We start from the raw sequence: 16,691 nt of genomic DNA on the forward strand, positions 1-16,691 counted from the left end.
CCCGGATGCCCGTCCACAGCCCACGACGGCCCCGGCCCGGCGGCGGCACTCTGGTCCCACGGCGATCACGGCGAACGCGGACACGCTCGACGCATACGGGTGCGGACGCGCTTCACGCGGTCGGTCGCCGCGATGGACACAGCCGACACAGCCGTACGGGACGACGGGCCCGTACGCGGATCCGCCCGGCCACGGCGGCCGGGTGAGGGAGGGGTTCGTGATGAACGAGACGATGGTCTGCGCGGTGGGCAATGTGGCGACGCAGCCGGTCTACCGGGAGCTGGCGGCGGGGCCGTCGGCACGGTTCCGGCTGGCGGTGACCGCGCGCTACTGGGACCGCGAGAAGAGCGCGTGGACGGACGGGCACACCAACTTCTTCACGGTGTGGGCCAACCGCCAGCTCGCCTCCAACGCGGCGACCTCGCTGGCGGTCGGCGACCCGGTCGTCGTGCAGGGGCGGCTGAAGGTGCGCACCGAGAACCGGGAGGGCCAGCAGTGGGCCTCCGCCGACATCGACGCGGTGGCGATCGGCCACGACCTCGCCCGCGGTACGACGGCCTTCCGACGGTCCGGGAAACCGGAGACGGCGGCACCGGCACCGCCCCGGCCGGAACCGGACTGGGAGACACCGACGGAGCCCCCCGGCACCGCCGCACCCCAGCAGCTGGAACCGGCGGCGGCCGCAGGGGCGCTGACGTGACGCGAAGTGAAGTCGCCGCACTCCGGGCAACGTTCACCACCGCACGACCGAACCGCAGCCGATCGAACACTCTCTGACGGCTCGACGGCTCGACGGCTCGACGGCTCGACGGCTCGACGGCTCGACGCGGCTTATCGGCGAATGCGCTCCGAAGTGCCCGCCACGGCGACCGGGTGGATTTGTCGATAGGCCCCGCTCATCCGAGCTTCCGCGATAACGATTGCGGATCGGATCGCTCATCGGACCATCTCACCGGGAAAGGCCGGTCCGGCTGATCCATAGGATGCCGGGCATGGCCCCTGGGGCCGCTGATTCTGCTGGTGGGACCACCCCCCCCGCGTCCAACGGGTCCTGCTCGAAGGGGAATTCTGTGCTCGCTGCGTTCTCTGGTTCCTCGGCGCCCCGCGCGTCCGCCAGGCACTCCGGTACGCCCGGGTCCGCGAGAGGCGTGGCCCGCCTCGCCGCCGCGACCCTGGTGTCCGGGCTGGTGGCCGCCGTCGTGCTGACCGGCGCCGGCCGGGCCACGGCCGACGACGGGACCCCCCAGAACCAGAGCGGGGCGACGGCGACCATAAACGGCCTGAAGACCTACGGCGAGGCCGTGGTCCACGGCGACAGCGGCGACGAGCAGGTGGCCGCGGGACTGTTCGAGATGTCCGTGGACGGCGGCGGCACGCTCCAGACGTACTGCGTCGACCTGCACAACCCCACCCAGCGGGACGCCAGGTACCACGAGACGGCCTGGAGCGGCACCTCGCTCGGCGCCAACAAGAGCGCGGGCAAGATCCGCTGGATCCTGCAGAACTCCTACCCGCAGGTCAACGATCTCGCCGCGCTCGCCCGCAAGGCCGGGGTCGGCAGCCTCACCGAACAGGACGCGGCGGCCGGCACCCAGGTGGCGATCTGGCGCTACTCGGACGGCGCGGACGTCGACGCCGTCGACCCGCAGGCGGAGAAGCTCGCCGACTACCTGGAGAAGAGCGCCCGCGGCCAGAACGAGCCGCAGGCCTCGCTGACCCTCACCCCGCCGGCCGTCTCCGGCCGCCCGGGCGGCCTGCTCGGCCCGGTGACGGTCCGCACCAACGCGCGCACGGTCACCGTGATCCCGCCGTCCGACGCGGCCCTCAGCGGCGTACGGATCACCGACAAGACCGGCAAGCCGGTCAGCACGGCCGAGGACGGCAGCGAGCTCTACTTCAAGGTTCCCGACGACGCGGCGGGGGGTACCTCCCACGCGTCCAGCAGTGGGGGAGGATCCGCCGAACTCACCGTGCAGGCGTCGACCACGGTCCCCGTCGGCCGCGCCTTCACCTCCGAGAGCCGCAGCCAGACGCAGATCCTGGCCGGCTCCAGCGAGTCCACGGTCGCCGCGACCGCGAACGCGACCTGGGCGGAGCAGGGCGCCGTTCCGGCCCTGTCGGCCCAGACGGACTGCGCCAAGAGCGCGCTGGACCTCACCGCGGCCAACACCGGCGACAAGCCGTTCACCTTCGAGCTGATGAGCACCGAGTACACCATCCCCGCGCGCACCTCGCGGACGGTGACCATCCCGCTCCAGGAGGACCAGGCCTACGACTTCACGATCACCGGCCCCAACGGTTTCGAGCGCCGCTTCACCGGCGTCCTCGACTGCAAGACGCAGGGCAGTGACGCGGGCCTCACCACCCAGACGCTCAGCGAGCCCAGCCCCGCCTCGGTCGGCGGCACCACCGGCGGCACCGTCAACCTCGCGGCCACCGGCGGCGACTCGGCGACCGGCGTGATCACGGGCGTGGCCATCGGCCTGGTGGTGATCGGCGGCGCGGTCCTGGTGATCCTCCGTCAGCGCGAGAACCAGCGGACCGACTGAGTGACTCCCGGACGGGAGCCCGGCCCGCCGGGCACTATGGCGTCATGACCAACTCAGCTGACGCGTCGTCGTGCTCGGGCTCCATCCTGTCCCTGTGGTCGCACGACTCGGTGCTGTCGATCGGCTCGGCGGGCTCCGTGCTCTCCATCGGCTCGGTGGGCTCGGCCCTGTCCATCGGCTCGGTCGGCAGCACTCTCTCGGCCGGCTCGATCGGCTCGGCCCTCTCCCTGTTCTCGGCCGGCTCCTGGCTGAGCACGGGCTCGGTCCTCTCGGCCCAGTCCCGCTGGTCCGTCCTCTCCTGGCGCTCCTCCCACGCCTTTCGCTCGGCCGACGTGGTGGGGGCGGCGGCGGTGACCGCCCTCCTCCTGGCCCGCACCCTGCACGGATCGGGCCAGGACACGCACCGCCGCACCGCTCCGTAGGTTCGGGTCCGTCAGGCCCAGCAGCCGTTGACCGTGGCCGCGAGGCCGTCCAGGGCGTCCTTGATGTCGGCCGGGGCGGCGGTGGAGTCGTTCTCGATGAAGGAGAAGACCTTCCACTGCCCGTCCTGGGCCTTGGTCAGGCCGCTCAGGGCGATCGCGCCGGTGAGGGTGCCGGTCTTGGCCTTGACCTTGCCGACGGCGCACTGCGAGTCCGCGGTGTCGAACCGGCCCCACTCGGGGCCCAGCGTGGAGCCAGCCTCGCCCGCGACGGGCAGGCCGTCCACGATGTACTTCAGGGTCTCGGCGTGGCCCGGGTCGGCGGCCAGGTCGAGGATGTCGGCGATGGTCTGCGCCGGGATCCGGTTGGCACGGGACAGCCCGCTGCCGTCGTGGATCACGTAGTTGGCCAGTGAGATGCCGTACTGCCCGAGCACCTCGCGCACGACCGCCGTGCCGTCCTCGAAGGTGGCCGGGCGCCCGGCCGCGAGCGCGGTCATCCGCAGCAGCGTCTCGGCGTAGTCGTTGTCGCTGACCTTGAGCATGTGCTTCACGACGGCGGACAGCGCGGCGGACCGGTGCGAGGCGACGGGGACGTCGCCCGGAGCGGCCACCCCGTGGGCGACCTCCCCGGTGACGGTGACGCCCTGCTGCGCGAGGGCCGCGGCGAAGACCTGCCCCGCGTCCAGGGAGGTGTCCGTCACCTGGTGGCCGTCGACCACCAACGCCCGTACCGGCGCGACGGAGTCGGGGTAGTAGCCGTCGTTCCAGCCGGTCGCGAGGGTGGGCTCGGGGAAGAGGCTGTCGTCGACACGGACCCGCACCGAGGTGAGGCCCGCCTTCTTCAGCCCGGTGACGGCGGTCCTGGCCAGCTCGGTGAGATCCGCGGTGGTCAGGGTGCGGTCGCCGCCGCCGACGAGGGTGAGCGTGCCGTCGCCGCGGACGACCTTCGTGGTGAAGCGGTGGGCGGGGCCGAGGACGGTCAACGCGGCGGTCGCGGTGCCGAGTTTGGTGTTGGAGGCGGGCATCAGCGCGGTCGTCGCGCCGTGGCCCCAGACGGGCTTGCGGGAACCGGCGTCGAGGACGACCCCGCCGAGCGTGCTGCCGAGGCGGACGTCCTGGCTGCGGGTGTCCAGGTTGTCCGCGATCCGCTGCTCGGCCGGGTCCAGCACGGCGATGGTCTCGCCGGCGGCGAAGGCGGCCGGAGCGGACAGGGCGGACAGGAACGTACCGGCGACGGGAACGGCGACCGCCAGCACGGCGGCCCGGCGGAGGGCGGAGGAGGAAAGGAACACGGAGTCTCGTAACCAATGCTCGTGGGGGCGTGGGCAGAAAGGAAGGTAACAGCGCAAGATCAGCTACTTGTCAGCTTCCTGTGAAGAAGCGGCCCTGCGTCGCAGGCGCTGGGGAAGCGGTGTGCGGTAGTCGGGCAGCAGACGCTGGGCGCGGAAGGCCGACTTCAGGAAGAGACGGACGGCGCGCTCGCGCCCGGGGCTCATCCAGCCGATCCGGTGGAGCCGGCAGACCCGCTCACCGGCGAGCCAGCGGGTCACGTCCCTGCCGAACGCCCGGAAGGGGGCGGGGAACCAGCGCTCGGCGAAGAAGTCCATCATCGCGGTCGCCACGCGACGGCCGGCCTCCGTCTGCTCGTGGGGCCGGGAGTCGAACTTCGCGGCGAACTCGGTCATCGCGTCCCAGTCCTCGGGGAACGCCTCGCCGGCCAGCGGCCCGGACTCGCGTTCCAGGAGCCGGAAGAGCGTCCGCGCCCAGCGGTGCCACGCGATCTTCATGGGCTCGCTCGTACCGGGCAGCCCCAGCGAGGTCTGCAGCCGGTCGCCGAAGGTGGCCAGCAGGACCAGGGGATAGACGAAGTCGTCGACGTCGTCGAAGTTGCCGGGCAGGTGCGGGGTGCGGCGGTCGACGGCCCGGTGGAGGCGGTTCAGCCGCTCGGCGGCCCCGCGGCCCCGCGGACTGGACAGGCCGTCCACCATCCAGGCCGTCAGGAAGGCGTTCCCGTCCCGGAGACGCCGGTCCGGCCGCGCCTCCAGCTTCCCGGTGTGGGCCAGGGTGGCGGCGGTCGCGGGCGGCTGCATCATGCGCATCGTGCCCGGATAGATCGTCATCGCCAGGGCGAACTCCGGGACGCGATGGCCGATGTAGAGCGAGATCATCCGCTCCCAGTCCGTCTCGGGGTCCATACCGGCCAGCTCACGCTCCACCCATCTGTAGCGACGGCGCACGGCCGATCCCCCCGTCCTTACCAAGTGCCTGCTGAATCAAGGCACTTGACCCCTCCGTGGCGAAGAGGAGGACGCCGGGCCACTGTCCGTCGATGCGGGGACTCGCTATGACGTACGTCACGTCCGCCGGCCGGCCGGGGCCGTCACCGGGGTGGCAGCGGACCGCCGCGGGTGGCCCAGGACAGGAGGGCGCGCGGCTCGCGTTCGGCGGCGGCGTCCAGGAGACGGTCGTACTCCTGCCTGCCCAGGGCGTGGACGAGCCGTTCCTCGCACGCGTCGCGCAGCGCGGCCATCTCCGGTGTGCCGCGCTGCGGATGACCGACCGTCTCCCAGAAACGGAGCGCGGCGCCGAAGGCGTGGGCGGCGGACCGCTCCTCCCCGGCGTCGGACAGCGCGATGGCGAGCAGGTCCAGGGCCATGGCGATGCCGAAGTCGTCCCCGATGTGGCGCTTGGCGTCGAGTACGGCGCGGGCGTGCCCGACGGCGTCCAGGGTCCGTCCCTCCAGTACGGCGATGAGCGCGAGCTGGTGGTCCAGGTAGGACCGGGTCCAGTGCTCGTCCGAGGCGGCGCAGACCTCGTGCAGGCCCAGCGCCTCCGAGCGGGCCTGGTCGAGCCGGCCGGTCCCGGTCAGGGCGAAGATCCGGACGAGCCGGCACAACGCCGTCGCCGCCTCCGCCTCCGGCGGACCGGACGCCGGGCTCTCGGCGTTCCGGCCGTCCGCCTCCCGCAGCGGCCCCTCGACGACGGTCAGCGCGGCCAGCGGGCGGCCCTCCAGCAGGTGCAGCAGGCCCTCCAGATAGGCGGCCCTGGCCAGCCCCTCGGCGTCGAGGGCGGCCGCGGCCGCCCGCCGGCAGGCGACCGCCGTCTCCCGGGCCGGGCCGTGGTCCCCCTGGAGCGTCCGGGTCAGCCCCAGACTCCACAGCGCCTGCACCCGGCTCTCGTCCGGGCCCGCGTCGGGCACCAGCCGGATCGCCAGCTCCAGGTACTGCCGTGTCTCGTACAGGTACCCGGAACAGACCCAGAAGAAGGTGACATGACCGATCAGCTCCAGGGCGGCGGCCGGGTCGGTGGCCAGCAGGTGGTCGGCCGCGAGCCGGAGGTCGGAGTGGAGGAAGGCGATCCGCCGGTACCAGCCGCGCTGGGCGGGGCCGAACCACTCGGCGTGGGCCCGGCGGGTCTCGGCGAGCACATGGCCCGCGTGCCGGTCCGCGACCGTCGCGGTCTCGCCCAGCGCGGCCAGCCACCGGCGGCCGTACTCGCGGATCGCGTCGAGCATCCGGTACGTGCCGTGCCGTTCCGTGACGACCGACTTGGCGCACAGCGCGGCCAGATGCTGCCGGACCGCGCCGGGCGAGAGGGGCCCGCCGGCGGCCACCTGGCAGGCGGTGTGGGCGTCGAAACGGCCCGGCAGATGGGACAGCCTCGCCCACAGCAGCCGCTCCACGGGGCCGCACAGTTCGTGGCTCCAGCCGATCGTGGTCCGCAGCGCCGCGTGCCGGGGCGGTGTCGCGTACGGCGGTGCCACGGGCAGGTCCACGGCCGCGCGCGGCCGGGCGCACAGCTCCGCCAGCGGCATGGCCCGCAGCTGCGCGGCGGCGAGTTCCAGCGCCAGGGGCAGCCGTTCCAGCCGTTCGCACAGGGCCGTCGCCAGCTCCCGGTCCTCCTCGTCCTTGAGCGGACTGCCGGCCGCCGCCGCGCGGTCGGCGAACAGGGCGAGCGCCTCGTGCACGGACGCCGGCGGCTCGACCGGCAGCACCGACTCGCCCCGGACCCGCAGCGGCTCCCGGCTGGTGGCCAGGACACGCAGGTTCGGACAGGCCGTCAGAAGGTCGCCCACCAGCTCACGGCACGCGGCCGGCAGATGCTCGCAGCAGTCCAGCACCAGCAGGATCCGGCGGGCCCCCACCCACGAGCGGACCGCCTCCGCGGGCGGCCGCGCGGTGTGGTCGGAGAGACCCAGGGCGCCCGCGACGGTGGCGGCCAGCAGCGCGGGGTTGTGCAGCGGTGACAGATCCGCCCAGGCGACACCGTCCACACCGGCCGGCGTGCCCAGCGCCACCACGCGCCGGGCGAGCCGGGTCTTGCCGACCCCGCCGGGACCGGTCAGCGTGACCAGCCGCCCCCTGAACAGCGCCGCACCGATCCGGCGCAGCTCCGCGGCCCTGCCGACGAAGGAACTCTCGTCATCCGGCATCGTCCTCAACACCGCGCCATCCTCCCGCACCCCCCGCCACCCGCCCCGCGCCTCCACCCTTCCCCCCACCCCCACCGCACCCCTGGCCTGTCACGACACCCCAAGCCCCCGCCCCCTCACCCACCCACCCCGACGTTGACGCACCCCCTCGCAAGCCACCACCGAGCAGCGGGACGCCGGCGCCGCGACCCACAGGGCCGCACCCACTCGCGCCGGGCGCGATCACATTGGGGGGCGGCGCAACCACGTCAGGATCCTCCGTGGTCCATCGCCATCACAACGTAGAGACACGCAACAACCGCGGCCACACACACAACGGCCACAGCGATCAGCGCACAGCCGAGCACCCCGACGGTCCCGGCGATCACCGCCCCGGAGGAAACCCCAGGTCACAGCCCCCCGACCTAACGAGTTTCCGCGCAGGGCTGGCCTTACGGCAAGATGGGGTGTATCTGCCCACTGCCAGATTTCAAGCTGCCGGACGGTTTCTCTTGGCTGAGTACATCTACACCATGCGCAAGACGCGCAAGGCAATCGGCGACAAGGTCATCCTTGACGACGTCTCGCTGAACTTCCTGCCCGGCGCGAAGATCGGTGTGGTCGGGCCGAACGGCGCGGGTAAGTCGACCATTCTGAAGATCATGGCGGGGCTGGACCAGCCGTCGAACGGTGACGCCTTCCTGTCGCCCGGATACAGCGTCGGCATCCTGATGCAGGAGCCGAAGCTCAACGAGGACAAGACCGTCCTGGAGAACGTCCAGGAGGGTGTCGCCGAGGTCAAGGGCAAGCTCGACCGGTTCAACGAGATCGCCGAGCTGATGGCGACCGACTACTCCGACGCGCTGCTCGACGAGATGGGCAAGCTGCAGGAGGAGCTCGACCACGCCAACGCGTGGGACCTGGACGCTCAGCTGGAGCAGGCCATGGACGCGCTCGGCTGCCCGCCCGGCGACTGGCAGGTCACCACCCTCTCCGGTGGTGAGAAGCGGCGCGTGGCGCTCTGCAAGCTGCTGCTGGAGGCCCCCGACCTGCTGCTCCTCGACGAGCCCACCAACCACCTCGACGCCGAGTCGGTGAACTGGCTGGAGCAGCACCTCGCCAAGTACGAGGGCACCATCGTGGCCGTGACCCACGACCGGTACTTCCTCGACAACGTCGCCGGCTGGATCTGCGAGGTCGACCGCGGCCGGCTGCACGGCTACGAGGGCAACTACTCCAAGTACCTGGAGACCAAGGCCACCCGTCTCAAGGTCGAGGGCCAGAAGGACGCCAAGCGGCAGAAGCGGCTCAAGGAAGAGCTGGAGTGGGTGCGGTCCAACGCCAAGGGGCGTCAGGCCAAGTCCAAGGCCCGCCTCGCCCGCTACGAGGAGATGGCCGCCGAGGCCGACAAGATGCGGAAGCTGGACTTCGAGGAGATCCAGATCCCGCCGGGCCCCCGGCTCGGCAGCATCGTCGTCGAGGTCACCAACCTCTCCAAGGGCTTCGGCGACAAGGTCCTCATCGACGACCTGAGCTTCACGCTGCCGCGCAACGGCATCGTCGGCGTCATCGGCCCGAACGGCGCCGGCAAGACCACCCTCTTCAAGATGATCCAGGGTCTGGAGACCCCGGACTCCGGCGCCATCAAGGTCGGCGAGACCGTCAAGATCTCGTACGTCGACCAGAGCCGCGCCAACATCGACCCGAAGAAGACCCTGTGGGCGGTCGTCTCCGACGAGCTGGACTACATCAACGTGGGCCAGGTCGAGATGCCGAGCCGCGCCTACGTCTCCGCCTTCGGGTTCAAGGGCCCGGACCAGCAGAAGCCGGCCGGTGTGCTCTCCGGCGGTGAGCGCAACCGCCTCAACCTGGCGCTCACCCTCAAGCAGGGCGGCAACCTGCTGCTCCTCGACGAGCCGACGAACGACCTCGACGTCGAGACCCTGTCCTCCCTGGAGAACGCGCTCCTCGAGTTCCCCGGCGCGGCCGTGGTCGTCTCCCACGACCGCTGGTTCCTCGACCGGGTCGCCACCCACATCCTCGCCTACGAGGGCGAGTCCAAGTGGTTCTGGTTCGAGGGCAACTTCGAGTCGTACGAGAAGAACAAGATCGAGCGGCTCGGACCGGACGCCGCGCGTCCGCACCGTGCCACCTACAAGAAGCTGACCCGGGGCTGATCGATCTTGCGCCACATCTACCGCTGCCCGCTGCGCTGGTCCGACATGGACGCGTACGGCCATGTCAACAACGCGGTCTTCGTCCGTTACCTGGAGGAGGCCCGGATCGACTGGCTGTTCCGGCCGGACAAGGAGTTCAAGCAGGGGTCGGTCGTGGCGCGCCACGAGATCGACTACAAGCGGCAGCTCGTCCACCGGCACCACCCGGTCGACATCGAGCTGTGGGTCACCGAGATCAGGGCCGCGTCCTTCACCGTCACCTACGAGGTGAAGGACGAGGACCTGGTCTACGTAAAGGCCTCGACGGTCGTCGTGCCGTTCGACTTCGAGACCGGGCGGCCGCGCCGGATCACGGCCGACGAGCGGGACTTCCTCGCGGAGTACCGCGACGACGACAAGGAGGAGGCCGTCGCCGCATGACGGTGCTCCATCTGGCCGACGAGGGGGAGACGGCGGACCTCGCCGCCTTCCTCTCCCGGCTGCTCCACTACGACCGCTCGGCCGCGGTACGGCTGCAGGCGGCCGGTACCGCGCTCGCCGTCTTCGGCCGGCCGCCGTCCTTCGAGGTGCTGGCGATCCGCGCGGTACGGCTCGCGAAGCCGTACGAGGACGGACTCGACGTCACCCTCGACGTGACCGTGTCGGCGGGGGAACTGCTGGAGTCGCTCGACGAGCCGGCCGCCACCGCCGCCGTGCCGGGGACGGTGACCGGCCCGCCGTGGGCCGGGGTGCTGCCGCCCAGGGGCGGCTGGCAGCCGGAGCCCGGGCTCCCCGTGCCGCAGGCGCTGCGCGCGACGGTGGCCGCCGCGGTGCGTGAGTTCCGGTCCCGTACGCAGGAGTTGGCGCCGGACGGCCGTACCCGGGCCGAACTCGACCGGATCGGGCGGGACATCTGGTCCCGGACCGTCGGCGGCACTCCGCTCCCGGTACGGGCCGTGCACGCCGCCCAGTCGCTGGGCTTCCTGCGGCCGACCGCCGCGGGCGGCGCGACCGGCGACGCGGCTGGCGAGGCCGTGCTGCTGTCCTCGGGAGCGTGGCTGCGGCTGCGCACGCCGTTCGGGTCGGTCGCCGTACGGCGGGCGGGCCTCGGGGCGCTCGGCGTCAGCGTCCGCTGAGCGCCGGGCGCGGTCAGTCGGGGGTGTTGACCATCGAGGCGGCCGCGTAGGTGAGGTAGTTCCAGAGCTGTTCCCGGTGCTCCTCGGAGAGGCCCAGCTCGTCCACCGCCACCCGCATGTGCCGCAGCCAGGCGTCGTGCGCCGCCCGGTCCACGGTGAACGGGGCGTGCCGCATCCGCAGCCGCGGGTGGCCGCGGTTGTCGCTGTACGTCGTGGGGCCGCCCCAGTACTGGATCAGGAACAGGGTGAGCCGCTCCTCGGCCGGGCCCAGGTCCTCCTCGGGGTACATCGGCCGCAGGAGCTCGTCCTCGGCGACCCCCTCGTAGAAACGGTGGACCAGCCGGCGGAACGTCTCCTCCCCGCCGACCTGCTCGTAGAAGGTCTTCTCCTGAAGCGTGCCGCGCCGAATCTCTCTCACCCGTACATGGTCTCAGACGGGGTGACCGAGGACTCAAGGCTTAGGACCGGGAGCGGGGGCAGGGGCGGAGCGGGGGCGCGGATCTAGGGTGGACGCATGGGCGCCTACGACGCGCAGACCGACGCGCAGACCGAGGAGCAGGCCGCCGCGGCGCGGGCCGAGCTGGTGCGGGAGATCGACGCGGAGGGCGTCTGGGCCGGGGAACCGGTGTGGCGGGAGGCGTTCACGGCGGTGCCCCGGCATCTGTTCGTGCCGTACTACTACGTCGCCGGGGAGCGCGGGTACGAGCGCCGGTGGGGCGAGAGCCCGGACCCCGGGGCCCGGGAACGGTGGCTGCGCGGGGCGTACGAGGACGTACCGCTGGCCACCCGGCTGAGGGACGGTGAGCTGCTGTCGTCCAGCAGCCAGCCGTCGCTGATGGCGCGGATGCTGGTCGAACTGCGGTTGTCCGAGGGGGACCGGGTGCTGGAGGTCGGGGCGGGGACCGGGTACAACGCGGCGCTGCTGGCGCACCGCCTTGGCGACGACGGTCTGGTCACGACCGTCGACGTGGATCCGGAGATCGCCGAGTCCGCGCGGCGGCATCTGGCGGCGGCGGGGTACCGGCCCGCCGTCGTCACGGGGGACGGGGCACGGGGGGTGCCGGAGCGGGCGCCGTTCGACCGGATCATCGCGACCTGCGCGCTGCCGGGTGTGCCGCGGGCGTGGGTCGGGCAGTGCGCGGAGGGGGCGCGGATCCTGGCGCCGGTGTCCACGGGGTTGCTGGCGCTGACCGTGCGGGGCGGATGTGCCGAGGGGAGGTTTCTGCCGTCGGCGGCGTTCTTCGTGCCGTTGCGGGGGGTGGAGCGGGTGGCGGGCGTGGGGGACGCGGGTGGGGTGCCGGCCGGGGCGCTGGGGGACGAGTCGTTCCAGTTCCTGGCGGAGCTGACCCGGGGGGTGCTCAGTCCCCGGGAGGCCTATGAGGTGTGGGCGCGGGAGGGCAGGCCCGGGCGGGAGCGGTACGGGGTGGGCGTCGAGGAGGAGGGGGAGTGGGTGTGGCTGGACGACCGGGAGGGGCCGTGTGTGTGGCCGCTCCCGGTCTGACGTCGGCCGCCGGCCCGTGGGGGCTGGTCGCGCCCACGCGGCGGAGCCGCATGTCGATACAGCCCCGCGCCCCTACGGGGCGCCATGGCTCAGCCCCGTCGAATCGTGATCGTCGTCCAGGCGCCCACGTGCACCCGGTCCCCGTCCTGCAGCGGTACCGGGACGAAGGGCTGGATGGGGTCCTCGCCGCCGTTCACCGTGGTGCCGTTGGTGGAGTTCTGGTCGACGACCGCCCAGCTGCCGTCGGGCTGCTGGACCAGGACCGCGTGCTGGTGGGAGACGCCCGGGTCCTCCGGCGGTACCGCGAGGTCGATGTCGGGGGTGTCGCCGGTGGAGTGCCGGCGGCGGCCGATGGTGACCTGGTTGCCGCTGAGGGTGCGCTGCTGCTCGGGGGAGTACGCGGGCAGGTTGAGGCCGGCCGCCTCCGGGCCCGAGCGCTGCATCATCGCCATGAAGTACTCGCGGTCCGGGCCGATCGTGGCCGTCCAGGTCGCCGGACCCTGCGGGGCCTGCGGGAAGCCGGGGCCGGGCGGGGCCTGCGTGGCGCCGGGCTGCGGGTAGCCGTAGCCGCCCGGACGGCCGGCGGGGGCGCCGGGGCCGGCCGGGCCCGTGGCCGACGGCGGGGAGATCACCCAGTCGTCGTCGGCGCCGCCGAAGGGCGGACCACCGGCCGGGGGCCGGGTGGTCTCCTGCGGGAAGCCGGTCGGCGCGGACTGCTGGAAGGCGCCGGGAGCGCCACCGGCGGTCTGCGGCGGGACCGGCGGCCGGGACGGGTCCCCGCCGAAGGGACCGCCGGCCGGTCCGCCGGAGGGATCGCGGGTGAAGGGACCGGCGGCCTGGCCGGTGCCGGGGGCGCCGCCGAAGGCGGACGGGCCGCCCGGGTTCTGGCCCGGGGCACCGCCGTACGGCGAGGGCGGCGCCGAGGGCCCGCGCTCGCCACCGAAGGCCGGGGGGCCCTGCTGGCCGCGGTCGCCGCCGAAGGCCGGGGGGCCCTGCTGGCCGCGGTCGCCACCGAACGGCGGAGGGCCCTGCTGGCCGCGGTCGCCACCGAACGGCGGAGGGCCCTGCTGGCCGCGGTCGCCACCGTACGCCGGAGGGCCGGACTGGCCGCGGTCACCGCCGTACGCCGGAGGGGCCGGGGGACCCGACGGGCCGCCGCGGTCGCCGCCGAACGGCGTGGGGCCCGAGGGCTCGCTGCCGAAGGAGGGGATGGGCTCGGCGGGGCGGTTCATCTGCGAGGGGCGCGAGCCCTGGTACTCGTACGAGTCGGTGTTGCCGCCGTACGACGGCGGGGCGGGCGGCCGGAAGGTCGGCGCGGCCGGGCCGCCGCCCGCCGACGGGCGCGGGGCGGCGGGGGTGTACGAGGTGGCCGTGTTGGTGAGGAAGTTCCAGCGGCACTCCTCGCAGAACGGAGCACCGCCCTCACGGGGCGTACGGCACTGCGGGCACAGCTCCGGCTCGGGCGAGTTCGGCACCGAGGAGAGATGACGTCCGCCGGCCTGGGCGCCGGGCGGGGGCGGCGGGAAGCCGTAGCCGCCGCCGGAGGTCGGCGGGGGCGGGGGCGGCGGAGGCACGGCACCGGCCATGCGGTGACCGCACACCTCGCACCAGTCGTCGGAAACCGACTGGTGTCCGTTCGGGCAGGTCGGCATGTCGGTGCTTCCCTCTCTGTCCTGCGTGCACTGCTAGGCCATGTACTGCTGGTTCACTTCTTTACACGAACAGTCTTTGTGGACCTTGTCTCGAGAGTCATCTCGTCGGCCTCCGCAACCTTCGCTTTCAGTCGCACAGTACCCGTCGCGGCGTCGACCACGTCCACCACCTTCGCAAGCAGTTTCGCAGTATCCGCGTTCCCGGAAGCGCTTGCCAACTGAACGGCCCGACCCAGTTTGGCGGTTGCTCCGTCCATATCGCCCGCTTTGCGGAGATCCAGCCCCTGTTGGATGGCTTGTGCCAGTTCGGCCTGGCCGGTGTAGTGGGCGACCTGGGGGTTGATGGAGGTGGAGGCGGCCATGTCGTCCGTCCAGACCGCCCTGATCAGGCCCTGTGCGCCCAGGTTCTGGACGCTTCCGTCGGGCTGCGGGACGACCAACGAGACGCGGGCGGCGAGCATTTCCTGGCCGAGACCGGCCGAGGGGACCTCCACGCAGACGTGGTAGTCGCGGGACTCGTCGCCCCAGGAGCCGGTCGGGTAGTCCCCGGCGCGCGGCCCCGCCTCGGTGCGGCGGTCGGTCAACTGCTCCACGGTGGGCGCGACTTGCTTGACGTACTTGATGGTCGTGCCGACCGGAGTCCACAGCCGCAGCGCCACGTCCGCGACCTCCTTGCCCATCGCCGTCTCCATCATCTGCGTGAAGTCGGCGGCGAGACCGGTGGGATCGGCGACGATGTCGGCGGTGCCGAGCAGCGCGGAGGCTATCCCTGTGACTTCTTTCACTTCCCAGTCGGTGCCCACGCCCCGGGCGTCACAGGTGAAGCGTCCGGCGCAGGAGTCCAGGGCGGCCTTCAGGTCCTCGGGCGACTCGTGCTCGTTGCGGCCGTCGGTGAGCAGGATGCCGTGCCGGATGGCGACGTCCGCAGAGGAGAGCAGCCGGTCGGCGAGGCGCAGCCAGGTGCCGATCGCCGTACCGCCGCCCGCGCTCAGCCTGCGCAGCGCCTGCTTGGCCTGCTCCCGGGTGGTGCGGTCGGCCACCGCGAGCGCGCCGCCGCCCGGGTAGACCTCCTTGGCGACATGGGTGCCGCCGATCACCGCGAAGTGGGTGCCGTCGCGCAGGGTGTCGATCGCGGCCGCCGTGGCGTCCCGGGCGTTGCGCATCTTGGTGGGCGGGTAGTCCATCGACCCCGAGCAGTCGACCATGACCGCCACCCCGGCGGAGGGCCCCTGCCCGGGTGCGTACGACGCCCCGACCGCGGTCCCGACGGTGCCCCCGCCGGTCGCCGTCACCGTGACGATCGCGTTGACCTCACGGCCGCCGTCCGGCAGGTACTCGTTCTGGTACACGTCCACCGAGAACTGCGGCACGCTCGATTTCGAGAAATTGGCCATGACTGCTCCGGTCCCCCTCCACCCCACGCCTGATGGGTGCTGACGATGTGCGGACCGGTCCCCTCCGGTCCGCGGGTACTTCCCCGTTTGCGGCCGTTTTGCGCGGCCTCAGGCGGATCCTGCCCCCTGCGCGGTCGCCGGGAACGGCAGCAGCGCCACTGTTACGTTGTCGTGGCCCCCGCCGTCCAGGGCGTGACCGACCAGGACCCGGGCCGCGTGCAGCGGTCGTAGCGCGGCGTCGGCGGGGACGACCTCGGACATCTCCTCGGCCGTCTCCGCGTAGTTCCACAGACCGTCCGTGCACACCACCACCACACCAGGCCGGTCCGGCTTGAAGGAAGCGGTGTGCGGCTCCAGTTCGTAGGCGTCGGCGCCGAGCCAGCCGGTGATCGCGTGGGCGCGCTCGTCGGCGTACGCCTCCGCCTCGCTCATCAGTCCCGCGGCCACCATCTGCGCGGCCCAGGAGTCGTCCTCGGTGAGCCGGGCCGCCGGCGAGCTCCGGTCCACCGGCACCCAGTAGGCGCGGCTGTCGCCGACCCAGCCGACGACCAGCAGGCCCGGGGTGACGATCGAGCCGACGATCGTGCACGCCGGGGCGTTCTGGTGCGGGGTGTGCTCACGGGCCGAGGGCGGCTCCTCGGCGAGGGCGTTCACCGCCTGGGAGGCGGCGACGATCGCCTCGTGCATCGCCTGCTGCGGGTGCGTGCCCTGGCCCAGCGCGGCCAGCAGCGCCTCGCCCGCGGCCCGGGAGGCGGCCATGGAGGCCTCGTCGGGGCGGGTCGCCGAGGAGACGCCGTCGCAGACGACCGCCAGGGTGGCCGGGGTGCCGTCGGGCAGCGCGGTGTGCTCGACGGCGAACGCGTCCTCGTTGCGGTGGTGGCGCAGCCCGCGGTCGCTGACGGCGGCCACCGGACCGGACTCCTGCTCCATGTGGTCGCGCTCGCGCGGCTGGGCGTGCCCGCAGTTCTCGCAGTAGCCGTCGTCGTCGACCCGGCCCGCCCGGCAGGCCACGCACACCTTCACGGTCTCGACGGTGTCGGCGGACCCGGAGGCTTCGGAGGTGTCGGCGGTCTCCGCGGCGGAGGCGGCGATCCTCGGGTCGGGCGCCTGCAGCGGGTAGTCGTCCGGCTCCGGCGGCCGGTCGAAACGCACCCCGGAGGCCGGCGACACCGGTGAACCGTGCGCCGGAGCGCCGGGCAGCGGCTTGCCGCCCGAGTCCGTGCCGGGCAGGTCCGTCGGCAGATGCGGGGCCGCCGGCGTACCGGGACTCTGCGGTTCGGGCGGGGGCCAGTCCACACCCGAGGATCCCACACCGGAGGCGCCCATGGTGAGGGTCGGGTGGTCCTGCGGCGCGGCGGGCACGGCCGACAGGTCGTACCCGCACGCACCGCAGAAGAGATCACCCGATTCGAGGGGCTCGGCGCAGCTCGGGCACTTCGCCGGTGCGGCCTGCTGGGGCATCTGCGACAT

Annotated in this window: 14 protein-coding genes; 7 read left to right on the forward strand and 7 right to left on the reverse strand. The window is 72.9% G+C overall.

The window, feature by feature from the left end; genetic code table 11:
* Window positions 1-220: 220 nt before the first annotated feature.
* The 3 genes from ACIPSJ_RS02455 (at window position 221) to ACIPSJ_RS02465 (ending at window position 2,971) form a co-directional block, all read left to right on the forward strand.
* Entirely contained in the window at window positions 221-700 is a 480-nt protein-coding gene (locus ACIPSJ_RS02455; RefSeq protein WP_359223682.1) for a single-stranded DNA-binding protein, read from the forward strand.
* A gap of 448 nt (window positions 701-1,148) precedes the next feature.
* A complete protein-coding gene (locus tag ACIPSJ_RS02460; protein WP_401342862.1) occupies window positions 1,149-2,549 on the forward strand; it encodes a Cys-Gln thioester bond-forming surface protein in 1,401 nt (466 codons plus the stop codon).
* A 44-nt stretch (window positions 2,550-2,593) separates the two neighbouring features.
* Window positions 2,594-2,971, forward strand: a complete 378-nt coding sequence (locus tag ACIPSJ_RS02465; protein WP_401342863.1) for a hypothetical protein — start codon at window positions 2,594-2,596, stop codon at window positions 2,969-2,971.
* An 11-nt stretch (window positions 2,972-2,982) separates the two neighbouring features.
* On the opposite strand, the gene dacB is transcribed toward ACIPSJ_RS02465, so the two are convergent.
* From dacB to ACIPSJ_RS02480, 3 genes are all read right to left on the reverse strand, one after another.
* Complete coding sequence (dacB, locus tag ACIPSJ_RS02470) at window positions 2,983-4,263, reverse strand: D-alanyl-D-alanine carboxypeptidase/D-alanyl-D-alanine-endopeptidase (protein WP_401342865.1); 1,281 nt, start codon at window positions 4,261-4,263, stop codon at window positions 2,983-2,985.
* A 63-nt stretch (window positions 4,264-4,326) separates the two neighbouring features.
* Window positions 4,327-5,208, reverse strand: a complete 882-nt coding sequence (locus tag ACIPSJ_RS02475; protein ID WP_401342867.1) for a DUF2236 domain-containing protein — start codon at window positions 5,206-5,208, stop codon at window positions 4,327-4,329.
* A gap of 143 nt (window positions 5,209-5,351) precedes the next feature.
* Window positions 5,352-7,403 carry an ATP-binding protein gene (locus tag ACIPSJ_RS02480; RefSeq protein ID WP_401342869.1) on the reverse strand — a complete coding sequence of 684 codons (2,052 nt, stop codon included), beginning with the start codon at window positions 7,401-7,403 and terminating at the stop codon, window positions 5,352-5,354.
* A gap of 491 nt (window positions 7,404-7,894) precedes the next feature.
* On the opposite strand from ACIPSJ_RS02480, the gene ettA reads away from it, so the two are divergent.
* Genes ettA through ACIPSJ_RS02495 form a run of 3 tightly spaced genes read left to right on the forward strand, consistent with a single transcriptional unit; the run spans window position 7,895 to window position 10,674 of the window.
* The gene (gene ettA, locus ACIPSJ_RS02485; protein ID WP_359223694.1) at window positions 7,895-9,559 is read left to right on the forward strand and encodes an energy-dependent translational throttle protein EttA; all 1,665 of its coding nucleotides are present in this window, start codon (window positions 7,895-7,897) and stop codon (window positions 9,557-9,559) included.
* A gap of 6 nt (window positions 9,560-9,565) precedes the next feature.
* A complete protein-coding gene (locus ACIPSJ_RS02490; RefSeq protein WP_359223696.1) occupies window positions 9,566-9,979 on the forward strand; it encodes a thioesterase family protein in 414 nt (137 codons plus the stop codon).
* Entirely contained in the window at window positions 9,976-10,674 is a 699-nt protein-coding gene (locus ACIPSJ_RS02495) for a hypothetical protein (RefSeq protein WP_401342871.1), read from the forward strand. Before ACIPSJ_RS02490 ends, ACIPSJ_RS02495 begins: the two co-directional genes overlap by 4 nt.
* Before the next feature lie 13 nt (window positions 10,675-10,687).
* Here the strand turns inward: ACIPSJ_RS02495 and ACIPSJ_RS02500 are convergent, their stop codons facing one another.
* Window positions 10,688-11,092 carry a globin gene (locus ACIPSJ_RS02500; RefSeq protein WP_355711757.1) on the reverse strand — a complete coding sequence of 135 codons (405 nt, stop codon included), beginning with the start codon at window positions 11,090-11,092 and terminating at the stop codon, window positions 10,688-10,690.
* 96 nt (window positions 11,093-11,188) lie between these two features.
* On the opposite strand from ACIPSJ_RS02500, the gene ACIPSJ_RS02505 reads away from it, so the two are divergent.
* Complete coding sequence (locus ACIPSJ_RS02505) at window positions 11,189-12,175, forward strand: methyltransferase domain-containing protein (protein ID WP_401342873.1); 987 nt, start codon at window positions 11,189-11,191, stop codon at window positions 12,173-12,175.
* Window positions 12,176-12,264: 89 nt separating this feature from the next.
* Here the strand turns inward: ACIPSJ_RS02505 and ACIPSJ_RS02510 are convergent, their stop codons facing one another.
* The 3 genes from ACIPSJ_RS02510 to ACIPSJ_RS02520 all read right to left on the reverse strand — a co-directional run bounded on the left by ACIPSJ_RS02510 (window position 12,265) and on the right by ACIPSJ_RS02520 (window position 16,691).
* Window positions 12,265-13,827: an FHA domain-containing protein gene (locus ACIPSJ_RS02510; RefSeq protein ID WP_401342874.1), complete on the reverse strand. Its 1,563-nt coding sequence runs from the start codon at window positions 13,825-13,827 to the stop codon at window positions 12,265-12,267.
* Between the two features lie 53 nt (window positions 13,828-13,880).
* Entirely contained in the window at window positions 13,881-15,221 is a 1,341-nt protein-coding gene (locus tag ACIPSJ_RS02515; RefSeq protein WP_359223704.1) for a VWA domain-containing protein, read from the reverse strand.
* A 108-nt stretch (window positions 15,222-15,329) separates the two neighbouring features.
* The gene (locus ACIPSJ_RS02520; RefSeq protein WP_401342876.1) at window positions 15,330-16,691 is read right to left on the reverse strand and encodes a protein phosphatase 2C domain-containing protein; all 1,362 of its coding nucleotides are present in this window, start codon (window positions 16,689-16,691) and stop codon (window positions 15,330-15,332) included.

Origin of the sequence: Streptomyces sp. NPDC090088, assembly GCF_044747345.1 — a bacterium.
GTDB lineage: Bacteria > Actinomycetota > Actinomycetes > Streptomycetales > Streptomycetaceae > Streptomyces.

Coding starts and splice junctions, on each gene's coding strand:
- ACIPSJ_RS02520 (WP_401342876.1), bottom strand. CDS start 16,691: ATGTCGCAGATGCCCCAGCAGGCCGCACCGGCGAAGTGCCCGAGCTGC.
- ACIPSJ_RS02465 (WP_401342863.1), top strand. CDS start 2,594: ATGACCAACTCAGCTGACGCGTCGTCGTGCTCGGGCTCCATCCTGTCC.
- ACIPSJ_RS02510 (WP_401342874.1), bottom strand. CDS start 13,827: ATGCCGACCTGCCCGAACGGACACCAGTCGGTTTCCGACGACTGGTGC.
- ACIPSJ_RS02495 (WP_401342871.1), top strand. CDS start 9,976: ATGACGGTGCTCCATCTGGCCGACGAGGGGGAGACGGCGGACCTCGCC.
- ACIPSJ_RS02505 (WP_401342873.1), top strand. CDS start 11,189: ATGGGCGCCTACGACGCGCAGACCGACGCGCAGACCGAGGAGCAGGCC.
- ACIPSJ_RS02480 (WP_401342869.1), bottom strand. CDS start 7,403: ATGCCGGATGACGAGAGTTCCTTCGTCGGCAGGGCCGCGGAGCTGCGC.
- ACIPSJ_RS02455 (WP_359223682.1), top strand. CDS start 221: ATGAACGAGACGATGGTCTGCGCGGTGGGCAATGTGGCGACGCAGCCG.
- ACIPSJ_RS02515 (WP_359223704.1), bottom strand. CDS start 15,221: ATGGCCAATTTCTCGAAATCGAGCGTGCCGCAGTTCTCGGTGGACGTG.